Annotated in this window: 16 protein-coding genes and 1 tRNA gene; 13 read left to right on the top strand and 4 right to left on the bottom strand. The window is 66.0% G+C overall.

Annotation, left to right across the window (positions count from 1 at the left end):
* Positions 1-59 precede the first annotated feature (59 nt).
* The 4 genes from H0P51_RS17335 to H0P51_RS17320 all read left to right on the top strand — a co-directional run bounded on the left by H0P51_RS17335 (position 60) and on the right by H0P51_RS17320 (position 1,774).
* Positions 60-650, top strand: coding sequence for a hypothetical protein (locus H0P51_RS17335; protein WP_180914009.1), 591 nt, complete (start codon positions 60-62; stop codon positions 648-650).
* A 129-nt stretch (positions 651-779) separates the two neighbouring features.
* Positions 780-1,190, top strand: coding sequence for a DUF3052 domain-containing protein (locus H0P51_RS17330; RefSeq protein WP_180914008.1), 411 nt, complete (start codon positions 780-782; stop codon positions 1,188-1,190).
* Positions 1,190-1,651: a peroxiredoxin gene (locus H0P51_RS17325; RefSeq protein ID WP_180914007.1), complete on the top strand. Its 462-nt coding sequence runs from the start codon at positions 1,190-1,192 to the stop codon at positions 1,649-1,651. The genes H0P51_RS17330 and H0P51_RS17325 overlap by 1 nt, the downstream gene beginning before the upstream one ends.
* 51 nt (positions 1,652-1,702) lie before the next feature.
* Positions 1,703-1,774 (top strand) — tRNA-Val (locus H0P51_RS17320).
* 93 nt (positions 1,775-1,867) lie between these two features.
* On the opposite strand, the gene H0P51_RS17315 is transcribed toward H0P51_RS17320, so the two are convergent.
* The 3 genes from H0P51_RS17315 to H0P51_RS17305 all read right to left on the bottom strand — a co-directional run bounded on the left by H0P51_RS17315 (position 1,868) and on the right by H0P51_RS17305 (position 4,897).
* Positions 1,868-3,181, bottom strand: a complete 1,314-nt coding sequence (locus tag H0P51_RS17315) for a hypothetical protein (protein ID WP_180914006.1) — start codon at positions 3,179-3,181, stop codon at positions 1,868-1,870.
* Between the two features lie 73 nt (positions 3,182-3,254).
* Positions 3,255-4,634, bottom strand: a complete 1,380-nt coding sequence (locus H0P51_RS17310) for a site-specific integrase (RefSeq protein ID WP_180914005.1) — start codon at positions 4,632-4,634, stop codon at positions 3,255-3,257.
* Positions 4,631-4,897, bottom strand: coding sequence for a hypothetical protein (locus tag H0P51_RS17305; RefSeq protein WP_180914004.1), 267 nt, complete (start codon positions 4,895-4,897; stop codon positions 4,631-4,633). Before H0P51_RS17305 ends, H0P51_RS17310 begins: the two co-directional genes overlap by 4 nt.
* Positions 4,898-4,957: 60 nt before the next feature.
* On the opposite strand from H0P51_RS17305, the gene H0P51_RS17300 reads away from it, so the two are divergent.
* The 9 genes from H0P51_RS17300 (at position 4,958) to H0P51_RS17260 (ending at position 11,370) form a co-directional block, all read left to right on the top strand.
* A complete protein-coding gene (locus H0P51_RS17300; RefSeq protein WP_246398028.1) occupies positions 4,958-5,212 on the top strand; it encodes a hypothetical protein in 255 nt (84 codons plus the stop codon).
* On the top strand, positions 5,209-5,889 hold the full coding sequence (locus H0P51_RS17295; protein WP_180914002.1) for a hypothetical protein: 681 nt from the start codon (positions 5,209-5,211) through the stop codon (positions 5,887-5,889). The genes H0P51_RS17300 and H0P51_RS17295 overlap by 4 nt, the downstream gene beginning before the upstream one ends.
* Complete coding sequence (locus H0P51_RS17290; protein ID WP_180914001.1) at positions 5,886-6,707, top strand: hypothetical protein; 822 nt, start codon at positions 5,886-5,888, stop codon at positions 6,705-6,707. Before H0P51_RS17295 ends, H0P51_RS17290 begins: the two co-directional genes overlap by 4 nt.
* A gap of 14 nt (positions 6,708-6,721) precedes the next feature.
* On the top strand, positions 6,722-6,877 hold the full coding sequence (locus tag H0P51_RS17285) for a hypothetical protein (RefSeq protein ID WP_180914000.1): 156 nt from the start codon (positions 6,722-6,724) through the stop codon (positions 6,875-6,877).
* Positions 6,877-7,233, top strand: a complete 357-nt coding sequence (locus H0P51_RS17280) for a hypothetical protein (RefSeq protein WP_180913999.1) — start codon at positions 6,877-6,879, stop codon at positions 7,231-7,233. The genes H0P51_RS17285 and H0P51_RS17280 overlap by 1 nt, the downstream gene beginning before the upstream one ends.
* A complete protein-coding gene (locus H0P51_RS17275; protein ID WP_180913998.1) occupies positions 7,224-7,775 on the top strand; it encodes a hypothetical protein in 552 nt (183 codons plus the stop codon). Before H0P51_RS17280 ends, H0P51_RS17275 begins: the two co-directional genes overlap by 10 nt.
* An 84-nt stretch (positions 7,776-7,859) precedes the next feature.
* The gene (locus tag H0P51_RS17270; protein WP_180913997.1) at positions 7,860-8,150 is read left to right on the top strand and encodes a hypothetical protein; all 291 of its coding nucleotides are present in this window, start codon (positions 7,860-7,862) and stop codon (positions 8,148-8,150) included.
* Positions 8,147-9,658: a terminase large subunit domain-containing protein gene (locus tag H0P51_RS17265; protein WP_246398026.1), complete on the top strand. Its 1,512-nt coding sequence runs from the start codon at positions 8,147-8,149 to the stop codon at positions 9,656-9,658. Before H0P51_RS17270 ends, H0P51_RS17265 begins: the two co-directional genes overlap by 4 nt.
* Positions 9,659-9,708: 50 nt before the next feature.
* Positions 9,709-11,370 (top strand): hypothetical protein, encoded by a 1,662-nt coding sequence (locus tag H0P51_RS17260; protein ID WP_246398025.1) that lies wholly within the window; start codon positions 9,709-9,711, stop codon positions 11,368-11,370.
* Here the strand turns inward: H0P51_RS17260 and H0P51_RS17255 are convergent.
* A complete protein-coding gene (locus H0P51_RS17255; RefSeq protein ID WP_180913996.1) occupies positions 11,277-12,242 on the bottom strand; it encodes a hypothetical protein in 966 nt (321 codons plus the stop codon). The two genes, H0P51_RS17260 and H0P51_RS17255, sit on opposite strands and share 94 nt — an antisense overlap.
* Positions 12,243-12,246 lie beyond the last annotated feature (4 nt).

Below are 12,246 nucleotides of genomic sequence, written 5' to 3'. Positions count from 1 at the left end.
AGACCCGTAAGTAGGTGTTAGTGGGGCAGTTGGGATCGGGAGGCTGTAACGTCCATTCCGTGCTCACTGGATGGCGTGCCGTCCCTCGCAGGCACGTGGGGGAGTTCCCCAGGCGAGGCGCCCTGGCTCTGGGATGTATTGCGGTAATGGCGATCGGCGTCGTCGGCTGCACGAAGATCGCCGACGGCAACGGTGTGGCCGACACCAATGTCGCCCCGGCCTACCGGTCCTCGGTGTCCGCGTCGGTGTCAGCGTCGTCGGTGACGTCGAGCGTCCGGGAATCCCAGCGACAGCAATCCGTGACGACCAGCATGATCCGCACCTCCTGCGGCACGCTTGCCAATGCGGTGTCGGACACGATCGACAAGGTCAACGCTTACGTGGCCGCGCTGAACGCCGGGAAGAACACCGGCCCGACCGAGGGGCCCGCCATCGAGGCGCTCAACAACGGCGCCAACACCGTGTCCAGCAGCGTCAACAACGCGCTCTCGCCACAGCAGCGCGATGCGTTCAATGCCTACAGCGACGCCGCCCGGGCGGTGGCCAACGCCATCTCCAGTCATGCCGGACCAGCGGAGTTCAACCGCCGGGTGGACGCCTTCAACAAGGCGAAGTCACGGGCGGTCGATTCCTGCAAGGGCTTCATCTGAGCCAGGTGGCCGGATAGGGCGCGACTAAGGTGCAGAAACTGTGCGTGGGCTAGCCGTATGAACTCGACGGTGCCTGTGCGACGATAGCGTCGATTGCTTCTCGTGTGATTGGTAAAGGGAGGTTCCACGGTGGTCGCGGCGGATCACGCTCGCAAATTGGGCATCCAACGGGACCAAGTCGTCCAGGAGTGGGGTTGGGACGAGGACACCGACGACGACATCCGTGCCGACATCGAGGACGCCTGTGGCAGCGAACTGCTCGATGAGGACACTGACGAGGTCGTCGACGTCGTCCTGCTCTGGTACCGCGACAACGACGGCGACCTGGTGGACATCCTGATGGACGCCATCAGCCCACTGGCCGAAGACGGCGTGATCTGGGTGCTGACACCCAAGACCGGCCGGCCCGGCCACGTGCAGCCCGCCGACATCGCCGAGGCCGCGCCCACCGCGGGCCTGATGCCGACGTCCTCGGTGAACCTGGGCAACTGGAGCGCCAGCCGCCTGGTTCAGCCGAAGTCGCGGACCGGGAAGCGCTGATGCTTGACGTCGGAGCCACCGCCCCCGACTTCACCCTGCGCGACCAGAACAACCAGCCCGTCTCGCTCGCGGCCTTCCGGGGCGCCAAGAACGTGTTGCTGGTCTTCTTCCCGCTCGCGTTCACCGGGATCTGCCAGGGGGAACTAGACGCGGTGCGCGATAACCTGCCGGAATTCGAGAATGACGACACCGCGGTGCTGGCCATCTCGGTGGGACCACCGCCCACCCACAAGATCTGGGCTGTGCAGAGCGGGTTCCTATTTCCCGTGCTGTCGGATTTTTGGCCGCATGGCGCGGTCAGCCAGGCCTACGGCGTGTTTAACGACGTGGCAGGCATCTCCAACCGCGGCACGTTCGTGGTGGACAAGGCGGGGATCATCCGGTTCGCGGAGATGAAGCAGCCCGGCGAGGCACGCGATCGGGCGCTGTGGACGGAGGCGCTGGCAGCAGTGCAGTCGTGAGCGTTTTGGGCGGCGGGCGGTTGGGCGTGTAGCCTGCTGCGCCGGGACATAGGGCGCGTAGCTCAGTGGTAGAGCTCTGGTTTTACACACCAGCGGTCGGCGGTTCGATACCGTCCGCGCCCACCGTTCAATCGCCAGCTAGACACCGGTTTTCGGTCCGGGAGGGCATCTCCGCCGACCCCCCGCCGGGCCAGGAATGGGCCAACGAGTCGGTGCTTAACTCCCGTTTCGGCTGCCCGTGACGGCGTCATCGGTGGCTGCGTAGCGCCCCGCGTCACCCGAGGCATCGGCCTCTGCGATCATGTCCTCCCACGGCCACCGGACCGTAGCGAAGCGGCGGTACAGAAGCAGCTGGTGATCGACTACCCGAACGCGACCCTCGGCGTACGACAGCACCAAACCACGCCCGTCGGAATCCACCTGCAGCCGTTCAATATTCCCGAGCGCGGTGATCAGGTTGCCCTTTTGGATACGCGCCTCACGGGTGTGGGCCACGGCGAAGATCTCCTGATGCGGGATGCCGCCGATGAGCTTGTCGTCCGGCGCGTCGAGCACCGCCGCCATGGCGTGCGCGTAGATGCCGGTAGCGTTGTTCCTACGGCGGATGCCGTTCGACACGTCCTTGGCGAACTTCTGGTAGACGGTGTTCAACTCTTCGGCGTAGAACATCGCTGCGGCCTCGACATGCGCCACGTCAGTCACTGACTGTACCGAGAATTTCTTCTCGTAGATCCCAGCGTGGTCCAGCGTGTCGATGGCGATTCGCTGCAGGATTCCGGCGTTGCCATAGCTGACGTCGACCAGCTTCTCGCGCACCTCATGCGACATAACGACGTTCAGCGCCTCGCACCCGCGCGAGAGGATTTTGCGTAAGTCGGGTGTCGTCCAGATGACTGGAACCTCGCGGACACGCCCTGTCAGGTCTGGGTTCAGGTGAAGCATAAGGTTGTTGTCGCTCCACACTCCGACCACTACGACGTACAGGCGGAGGTCCCACATTGACTTCAAGTCGAAGGCGAACTTCTTGCGCTCGGTCTCCGTAAGGTAGTGAAAATCCTCGATTACGAGCCGGCGACCGGACTCCTTGATGAGCTCGCAGATGAAGTCGAGATCGTTGATGTTCTGGCGCAGCTGTTCGGTAGCGGTCTCGCTGGTCGTACTGCCCTTCATGCCGAGCCTCGCCATCACTTTGCCGATCAGGCTGATGCCGAACTCACTCTCGCCCTCAACGCTTCCCTCCAACGACCTGGTCGACTTCGCACTCGTTACGAGCTTCACCCCGAGCTGGCCAAGCGCCTCGCGGTAAATGTCGGTGACGGTCTTCTCAAGACGACACTGGATCTTGATGGGATTGTCGAGGATTCGTTGACGCAGCCACGACTTGCCGCTCTTCGACGCCCCGCGGATCGCGATGTGATTATCGCGCTCCAGGTATGACGCAATTTTCGAGTCGAGGTCTCCACGGTCGACGTATGAGTCCTTCAGGATCTCAGTCGATACACCGAAGACATCGGTGGACTTCTTGGACATGAAGGTGACAGTAGTCAACGGCCCCGACGCGCACCGCATAGCTGCGACCATTTTCGCCCGAGGAGAAACTGAATTAGCTGTTGCCGCGCGAGCGACCGAGAAGGGCATCGCCCGCCGAGGCCAGCGCGTCATCGTAGACATGCCCGTACACCCGCAACGTGATCGCCGGATCGTGCCCCAGCCACTTTGCCGTCGCCGACGGCGTGGTGCCACCGTCGAGCAGCATCGTGGCCGCCGTGTGCCGAACATCGTGCAGCCGGATCACCGGTACCCCCGCCGCTACGCAGTGGGCGGCGAAGGCCTTGGAGTACGTCTCGGGGCGGATGGGGGAGCCGTCAGTGTTGACCGCCACAAGGCCGGTGTCGGGCCAGCCCGCGCCCAGCGCCAGATGCTCCTCGGCTTGCCGAGTCTTGAACGTGCGCAACGCAGCCATCACATCACGCGGCATCGGCAGCGTCCGCGCCGACCGAGCTGACTTCGGCGCGCCCGTCACGGTGCCGCCGCCGACGACGACCCGGCCCTGAGCCACGGTGATGGTTCCGGCGTCCTGGTCCACGTCGGCCCACCGCAGACCCAGAACCTCCGACCGGCGCAGCCCGGCCAGCGTCAGCAGCCAGCACGCCGCCAGCCGGTCGTCGGCGACGTGAGCGCGAAAAGCGGCGGCCTGCTCCGGCGTCCAGGTGGACATCTCGGTGGCGGTGACCTTGGGGCGCTTCACCAGCCGGGCCACGTTGCGGGCAACGAGCCCTTGGGCCATCGCATCGTCCAGCGCGGACGACAGCACCACCAGCATGGAGACGACCGTGCGCGCGCTGACGCCACCGGCAACCTTCTGCCGCTCTGGATCGGCGGCCACGGCGGCGGCATATCGCCCGCGCGCGGGCCGGATCACTTCACCGGCGGCAATCAGCCGGGCGAGCGCCTTCTCCCCGGCGTTGCCGAACTCCGCGAACAGCTCGCTGTAGCTGGCACCGCCTTGACGCGCCCGCAGCCACGTCAGCACCTCGGCGGAGCGCCGCCCGCGCTTGTCCCGCTGAGCAACCGGCGCACCCGCCATCCGCACCGTGACCAGGGCATCCAGGTCGGCGGTTCGCAACTGCTGCAAGGGGGTCTCACCGAGGTGGTCGATTACCGGCTTCAACGCGAATCGGTACCCCTCCAGGGTTGCCGGACGCACGTCGCGGCGTCCGGCCAGCCACTCCGAAAGGAACACGCCCAAGGTGGTCTTGTCGCGCCTGACGAAGGTGCCCGCCGCCACCTCGGTCGTGATCCGCCGGAACTCCCGTTTAGCCTCCGCCAAGGTGGAATAGGTGAACCGCTGCCGTTCACGGCTGCCGTCGGGCCGGATGTCAATATCGACCCGGAACCCGTAGCTGACCTTGCCGTTGGCGGCGACGTGCTTGGTGATGGGCTCGGCCCGGCGGGTGCGCTTGGGCTGGGGGTCGCTGGTCACTTGTCAGCCTCCGTGGCGTCGGTGGCGGTGGCCCAGTCGCGGCGCAGAAATCCGCGCTTTTTGGCCTCGGCGATCCAGCGGTCAAGGGTGGGCAGCGTCACGCCGAATTGCTCGGCGGCGAACTCCCGCGCTGGTAAACCGATCTCGCGCCCCCACTTGAGGCGCATGGCCACCTGGCGGTAGTGCTCGTTGCCAAGATTGCGGCGGCGGCGAGGCGATTCGAGGTCGGGTCGGGCGGAGCCGGTTATCTTACTAACCCACAACGCATTTCACCGTTCCAGCGTGGCAGCAGCGCTGCACCGTCGTGTGCTCTCATGGGTGGTGTGACCACCACGATTCCGTGCAAGTACGCGACCGATCCCGGCGCGCTCAACCCGGCGCAATGGTCGGGCAAGCTGGCCGCGCTGCGCTCCCGGGGTGCCACCAATGCCGATCCCCGCGTCGCCGAATGCCTGGCCGCCCTGGCGTATTGGCGGGTGCGGCGGGTACTTGACGCTGATCGGCAGCACCTCAATCCGGCGCACGTCCCGGCGCTGGCCGACATGCTGCGGCACGCACACCCGGCGGTGGCCCGATGACCGGCTACCTGTCGGCCATCACTGCGGCCAACCGAACACCAGCCGGGCAGCGGCGCGGGAAGCCGGAGCCCGTGCCGACCTTTACCCAGGAGCAGTGGCGCGAACGCCGCCGGAAGCTGTTGATCACCCGGCGCGTCCGCTCATTCAGTCCTTCCCGCGAAATCGCCGAGGCCGCAGTACCCTTGGCCGAGCGCATCGCCGCCCTGGCTGCGCGCCCGCCCGTGTCGTCGGGTCCGCCAGTCTCCCTGCGGTTCAGATCGCCGATCGCCGCCTTCGCCGACGCCGTGCACGAACTCGTCAGCGGCGTGACCGGGTGGCAGGCCGAACAGGACGGCATGGCCAAGACGGCGCACCTGGCTGCCGAGCCCGGCAAGCGGCGGCACGCCCTGACCCTGCTGAAGGACACCGCACAACGTCCGGTGTTGCCCTCGATCACCGACCAGATGATCACGGACGGATCGTGGGCGGCGGCGCTGACCGAGATAGCGACCGCTGCCGACGGGCTGCGGGTGGCGGCGGCCCATAGCTACCGCCTCGAACGGCTGTTGCTCAACACCATCGACCGGGCTGCTGGCGACCTTGAACGCCGTATCGCCTTCGCCGAGAAGCAGCGACCTTCAGTGCAGCCTGCGCCCGACACCCGTGCCGAACTCGAATCCCTGGGAGTGAACCTATGACCGTCTTGCCGGATTTCCCTGTCGAGACCTACGACGACATGCTGCCGGTCGACTTCGAAGTGCCGCCGGTCAACCCGGCGCCCGGCGGCCTGTACGCCGCGACCTTCTGGACCGAGGTCGCCGCCGATGAGCCGAGCCGGCATCTGACCGGGGTGCAGGTCCGGCCCGCCGGAAACTACAGCGGCAGCGATGCTTTCGGCGTCTGGCACGCCGACTGGTGCGCGGTACCGCCACTGAACACCACTCCCCGTAAAGAAGGCGACCGACCCACCGGTCTGGACCCTTTCGAGCCGATGACCGTCTGGGCCTACGACGAGTGCGACTTGACCGCGCCATCGCGAGCTGAGGTCGAACAGCGCGCCGTCCAGGTGATGCGCCTGGAGGAACAGGTGGCGGTGGAGCGGGAGTTCGCTGAGCGCCTGAAGTTCGACGCCAACGACCTTCCCGGCACCATCGACACTCTGGCCGATCTGGTGCTGGCCATCGGTTACCTGGAAGCCCACTTGGCCCTCACCAACACCGTGGGGTTTATCCACCTGGGGGCGCAGTGGGCGGCGGTGGCCGCGAGCAGCCAGATCTTGAACCGATCAGGCACCAAGATGGTCACCCCGCTCGGCCACACGCTCGTATTCGGCGGCGGCTACGTCGACGGCCTGCAGAACACCCTGGTGGCCACCTCGCAGCCCTTCGGGTGGAGGGACCGAGTGCAACTGCGCACCACGATTGACGAGCGCCGCAACACCTTTGCGGCCATCGCCGAGCGCACCGTCCTGGTGGGCTACGAGGCCGTGGTGGCCGCCGTCGAAATTACCGGTTAGAGGAGGAAATCAGCATGGACGTACACGGAAACCCCGATGTGAATGCCTACACCCCGGCCTATGGCTCGCCGGTCGCCACGGGTGAGCCTGGTCGCAACGACAGCGGCTTCTCCGAGGCGCTCAAAGCGGCTGGTGAGGTGCCAGTGACGCGGGTGAACACGCGATCGTAATGACCGCCGACATCTCCACCACCGCGCCCACCGAACCCGCGACCTACGCCGGGCCGGTCTGCCAGTCCTGCGGTGGGCCGTGCTGGCGGTGGAAGGGCTCGGTCTGGGGCTACACCTGTACCGCGTGCATCGAGCGGTACCTCGATGACGGCGAGCGTGCCTGGCAGGCCAAGTCACCCAACGCCCGGGATCGGATATCCCGCAACCTGTTGCACGGCAACGACAATCCGAACTTCGATCACGACGAAGAAGAAAAGTCGACGCCGGGACGGGGTGGCTCCGCGCTATGTGCCGCATCCCGCCCCGGCGTCGCTCGCCACACTGAACTGAAAGGACGAGTGCTGCAATGCCTTTGACACTGGCGGACATCACACCGCGCGAACGCGCCTACATGGCGATGTGCGTTCACGAAAGCGCTCATGCCACCGTCGGCGCGGTGCTGGGTGCGCAGTTGCGGAACGCCGTGGTCACCCGCAGCAAGGTGACCGGCGTCGAGGGCCTGACCACGTTCGCCGAGCTGCCCCACGGCTCCGATGCGCTGATCGCCTACTCCGGTCCCTACGGAGAGGCGAGGTTTCAGGCGGGGGGCCGCCGCCCTACCCAGCGGGCGATGTTCGCCGCTTTGGAGGGCTGCGGGCGCAAGGACGCCGCCGTCTTGACCGCCGCCGGGGGCACGCACACCGGCATGGCGGCGCAACCTCTGATCGACCGGTGCTGGCCCGCCATCATCCGTGTAGCCCAGCAGCTGCACCGGGTCGCCGAAGTGCACCATGAAGATGTGCTGGCCGCGCTGGGCGTCGATGACGGCGGCGGTCTAGGCAGCGTGCAGCTGGCCGCCATCAGGTCGGGATGCCGGATGGTTCCGCCGCTAGCACCGAAGCGGGCTGTGCCCGCCTGATAGCTCCCCGGTCAGGCCGTGCCTCGGCGGCCTGATCAGGAGATCAACGAATCCAACGACACACCACCACCGAGGAGCACCACCATGACCATCACCACCACCGCCGTCCTGACTGACGACGACATCGAGCACGCCATTCTGAATGCGCTCGCCGCGACCAACGAGGAGCTGGTGTCCTGGGCTGCGCTTCGGCGGCACCTGCCCGGCAGCTACTGGGCCAAGGCCGGTGCGCTCGACCGGCTTTGGATTGACGGGAAGGTCTACGTGGTGCGGGTGCGTGGCCGAAATTACGTCGGATTGGGCGATGAGCTCGATGCGCAGATGGCCGCGAAGGCCAAAGCTGAGGGCCGCGTTCGCGAGTTGACGATTCTGTGAGCGCCTATCCTATCGCCGCGCTGGCCGCCGCCCGGGCCATCCGTACGGCACGGGGGCGGCGGCGGCCTGAGTCGCCCGCTGAGCTGGCAAGCCGGTTGATCCCGGGCTATGTGGTGACCCCGGCCATCAAGTTGCTCTCCGACGAACTGGTGCGTGCCGTGGAAGAACCGGACTCGCGGCTGATCGTGACGATGCCGCCGCGTACCGGCAAGTCCGTGCTCACCTCTCAGGTGTTCCCGGTGTACGTGCTGTCCCGCGATCCTGACGCCGAGATCATCGTCAAGAGCTACGGCGATGCCCTGGCCGAGGAGCACAGCGCGGCGGCCCGGCGGCTGATCACCGAACATCCCGGCGTCGTCGGTATCGAGCTGGCCGCCGACAAGCAGGCAGTGGGTCGATGGCGGGTGGCCGGGCACCGGGGCGGCATGCTGGCGGGCGGAATCCTGTCGAGCACTACCGGTTTCGGCGCCAACGTGCTGGTGGTGGACGACCCGGTGAGGGGCGCGCAGGAGGCCGACTCTGATGCCTACCGGCGGCGGTTGATCGCCGAGTTCAGAGCCTCGCTGATAACCCGGCTGATGCCGGGAGCCAGCGCCACCATCGTGCTCACCCGCTGGCACCCCGACGACCTGGCCGGGGCGCTGCTGGCCGAACCCGGCAGCCGGTGGCGCTGTGTGAACATTCCGGCCATCAGCACCGCCGGGGTGCCCGATGCCCTCACGCGGGAACGCAGCGGCGTGGCCATGACATCCGCCGTCGGGAGGACCGCCGCCCAGTTCCGCGAGATCGAGGCCGAGGTCGGCTCCCGCGCCTGGGCGGCGATGTATCTGGGCACGCCCGGCACGCCCGAAGGTGGCCTGATCAAACGGCATTGGCTGGACGATTGGCGGCTGCCCGCCGCTCCGCCAGGAGCCGTCAAGGTGATTGTCGGTGTGGACCCCGCCGACTCCGGCGAAGGCGACGAGACGGGCATCGTGGCGGCTAGCCTGGGTGCTGACGGCACCATCGCGCTGATCGCGGACGTGTCCGGCCATTTCACCTCGGACCAGTGGAGCCGCCGCGCCGTCGAATTGGCCCGCGATGTCGGCGCATCCGAGATCGCGATTGAGGCATTCAGCGCCAGAACCACCTACACCCGCCTGGTCACCGAGGCGCTGCCCAAGTACCGGCTCAACCGACCCGTCAGGGTGACCGGCTGGCCGCCGAAAGGCACCGACCGGGGCAAAGGTGATGCGGTGGCACGGTCCACGGGCCTGCTGGCGGCGCTGGAAACGGGCCGGTGCCGGATCGCTGGGTACCTGCCCGATTTCGAGGCCCAGGCGGTCACCTGGGAAGCCGGGCAACACCAGCCCGACCGGGTGGCGGCGGCGGTGGTGGCCTACGACGTGCTGGCTCACAGCATCGGCCAGCAGTGGGGATTCGTGAGCCCAATCGACACCGCCCGCCGCGCCCGGGAGGGCCGGTTGGGGTCGCCGCCGGAATGGATGACCCGGCGAATCGGCGGGTAGCTTGTAAAAATATCCTTTGCTTGTCGGTGTGCTCGGTCATACTCGCCGACATGACAGACACCTGGACTACGCGGGATCTGCCCGTGTTGAAGGCAGCCGTCGACCTCTACGACGAAACCGGTGGCGGGGGAGTTGCGCCGAGCGCGGTTGCCGCGCATCTCGGCATGGACGAAGAAGCCGTTCAGCGATCCTTGGAAGCATTGAAGCACTTCTTCGAGGGTGGTCTGCACGGCGATGATCAGGTCATTAGCACCGGTCAACCCACGGCGGAAGCACGCAGGACAGCTGGGACATGGCCGCCGACGGACGCAGGGTCGATTCGCCTGACCTTGGGCCATCTCGACAAGACCAGGGCGCTTCGCACCGAGGACGAGCTACGGGACCTAGTGACGGCCATTTACAACTCGCCGACTACCACGCAGGAAACGAACTGGCTTGAGTGGAAGAGCGCACTGAACCTCAGCGTTGCTGAGGGTCGGTTTTCAGTAGCGAAGGCCATCCTTGGGTTCGCCAACCGATCAGTCTCGGAGGCTCAGCGGTCGTGCGAAGGCGTGGCGTACATGGTTGTCGGTGTCGAACCCGGGAACGCACCCGGAGTGCCTACCTTCGACCACGCGACCCTCGGGCAGCGAGTCAAGACCTACGCCGACGGACCTCGTTGGATGGCTCATTACGTCGAACTGGCGGATGTGACCGTGCTGGTGATTGTGGTCGAGGCTCCCCGAGCCGGGGACCACATTCACACCTTGCAGAAGGAGTTCAGCAACGACAGAACCCGCCATCAGGCGGGCACGGTCTTCCACCGGGGAACGGCGCAGACTCAGCCAGCGGGTCCCAAAGAGCTCGCGATGTTGGAAGAGCGCCTGTTGGATGGACGGCGCAATCCTGGCCTCGACCTCGAATTTGAGGCCCAGGCCGAGCCGCTCACCCGGTTGAGTGCTGACATCGATGAGATCAATGACTGGCTGAACCGGCACGAGGTCTATGTCCGAGCCAATAGCGGTGAACCTCCGCCTCCTCCGCCACCCCCGAGGTCCCCAAATCCGTCCATCGGCAGCCTCGCAAATCTTACGAGCTTCGTCGTCCCGAGTTCTCTCGGCGGAATGTTCGGGCCGCAATCCGCCACCGCTGAGGACGGGAAGGAGTTCAACCGACGTGTCGAGGATTACCTGGCTCGGATCCGCAACGGGGTGGTCGATCACATGGTGCGGGGGGTCGTCGAATCCGATGAGAACAAGGTCGTGTTTACCGTCGGCAACGAAACCGATGATTCAGTGACCGGGGTCAAGCTCACCGCGAAAATTCCCCGCACCAGCCTGGTGGTGCGTGGGTCACCCCCAGCTGTGGAACCATTGCCGCGTCGATTACCAAAGTGGCCTGACCGGGGCACCGACTACTTGACCGAGATCCAAATGGCGGCGCTCGCCAGGGAGACAAACAACTACGTCTTCGATCCGCGTGAGCCGTCGGTTGTCGAGAAGGACACCCTATTCGAAGCCACCTGGGACATTGGCGACCTGCGCCCCAGGGAGTGGTCAGACCCGCTGACGCTGACAATTGTGGCCGGTCCTGACGCGCCGAGCGCCCTGGACATAGAGCTGACCGCGAGTTCGCTGAGTCATCGGTGCACCAAATCATGGAAGACCAGCGTCACAGTCGGCGCGGGGACTTGGACGATTGACAACTTCCTCGATGCCGAAATCGGCGATTGACAGGCGAAACGTGAGTCCGGAGTCGAACGCTTGAGCGAGCCAACCCCCCGCCGGGCCGAGAACGGGTCAAGACAGGAAATAACGGGCCGATACGAGGTGATACGGAGGGATATGAAAAGTCCTCTGGCATAGGCGATTTCGCAAAATGTGAGCCACGAGAAGTTACCAGCTAGACATATCAATATAAATTTACACACCAGCGGTCGGCGGTTCGATACCGTCCGCGCCCACCAGCACTGGCACAGGTCAGGAGAGCGTTTTAGGCCGCGGCGCCGACGTCGGGTGCCCGTCAGGTGCCCCGTGTCCCAATGGGGTCGCGGCGCGAAGCGGCCAGCGTACAGAAAGCCGCCACGGCGTAGGCTGAACTCCCACATCCAGGTGGATTCGGTCAGAGGGTAAGCGAAGTGATCAGGCGAGATCTCGCGAAGGATTCGGCGGCTGCGGCTAGAGACTGTGAGCAGGACGCCCAGGCTGCGCTTAGCGACCGTGAGGTGGAGGTCGCGCACCGTGAGGACACGGTCATGCGCCGCGAGCGCCTTGCTGACGAACGAGATCGCGTCGCTGACAATCGAGATCGGATCGCCGACGACCGTGAGCGAGACGCGGATGATCGCGAGACGGCCGCTGACGAACGCGAAGGTAGCGCCGCAGCGCGGGAACGTGAACGCCTCGCACGCGCCCATCAGCGCGATGAGCGGTTCCACGCCCACGCCCGACGTGAGCAGGCTGAGATCGAGCGTGAATCTGCCCGAGGCGAACAGCGTCCATAGGGCACTGTTAGCTGAGCAGCGACGCGACCGACTCCGGCGGCGCGCCTTCCACCGCACCGCCCACGCGCTGGTCTCTTGGACGAGTTCGAGCGGGTATGGCACGCTC

Source organism: Mycobacterium vicinigordonae (assembly GCF_013466425.1).
Classification (GTDB): domain Bacteria; phylum Actinomycetota; class Actinomycetes; order Mycobacteriales; family Mycobacteriaceae; genus Mycobacterium; species Mycobacterium vicinigordonae.
The sequence above is the reverse complement of the archived record's forward strand: the minus strand, read 5'-3'. Positions and strand labels throughout refer to the sequence as shown.

What these genes read in the sequence shown, in the direction of transcription:
- H0P51_RS17325 (WP_180914007.1), top strand. Translation starts at nt 1,190, where the DNA reads ATGCTTGACGTCGGAGCCACCGCCCCCGACTTCACCCTGCGCGACCAG.
- H0P51_RS17315 (WP_180914006.1), bottom strand. Translation starts at nt 3,181, where the DNA reads ATGTCCAAGAAGTCCACCGATGTCTTCGGTGTATCGACTGAGATCCTG.
- H0P51_RS17295 (WP_180914002.1), top strand. Translation starts at nt 5,209, where the DNA reads ATGACCGGCTACCTGTCGGCCATCACTGCGGCCAACCGAACACCAGCC.
- H0P51_RS17290 (WP_180914001.1), top strand. Translation starts at nt 5,886, where the DNA reads ATGACCGTCTTGCCGGATTTCCCTGTCGAGACCTACGACGACATGCTG.
- H0P51_RS17285 (WP_180914000.1), top strand. Translation starts at nt 6,722, where the DNA reads ATGGACGTACACGGAAACCCCGATGTGAATGCCTACACCCCGGCCTAT.
- H0P51_RS17280 (WP_180913999.1), top strand. Translation starts at nt 6,877, where the DNA reads ATGACCGCCGACATCTCCACCACCGCGCCCACCGAACCCGCGACCTAC.
- H0P51_RS17275 (WP_180913998.1), top strand. Translation starts at nt 7,224, where the DNA reads ATGCCTTTGACACTGGCGGACATCACACCGCGCGAACGCGCCTACATG.
- H0P51_RS17270 (WP_180913997.1), top strand. Translation starts at nt 7,860, where the DNA reads ATGACCATCACCACCACCGCCGTCCTGACTGACGACGACATCGAGCAC.
- H0P51_RS17260 (WP_246398025.1), top strand. Translation starts at nt 9,709, where the DNA reads ATGACAGACACCTGGACTACGCGGGATCTGCCCGTGTTGAAGGCAGCC.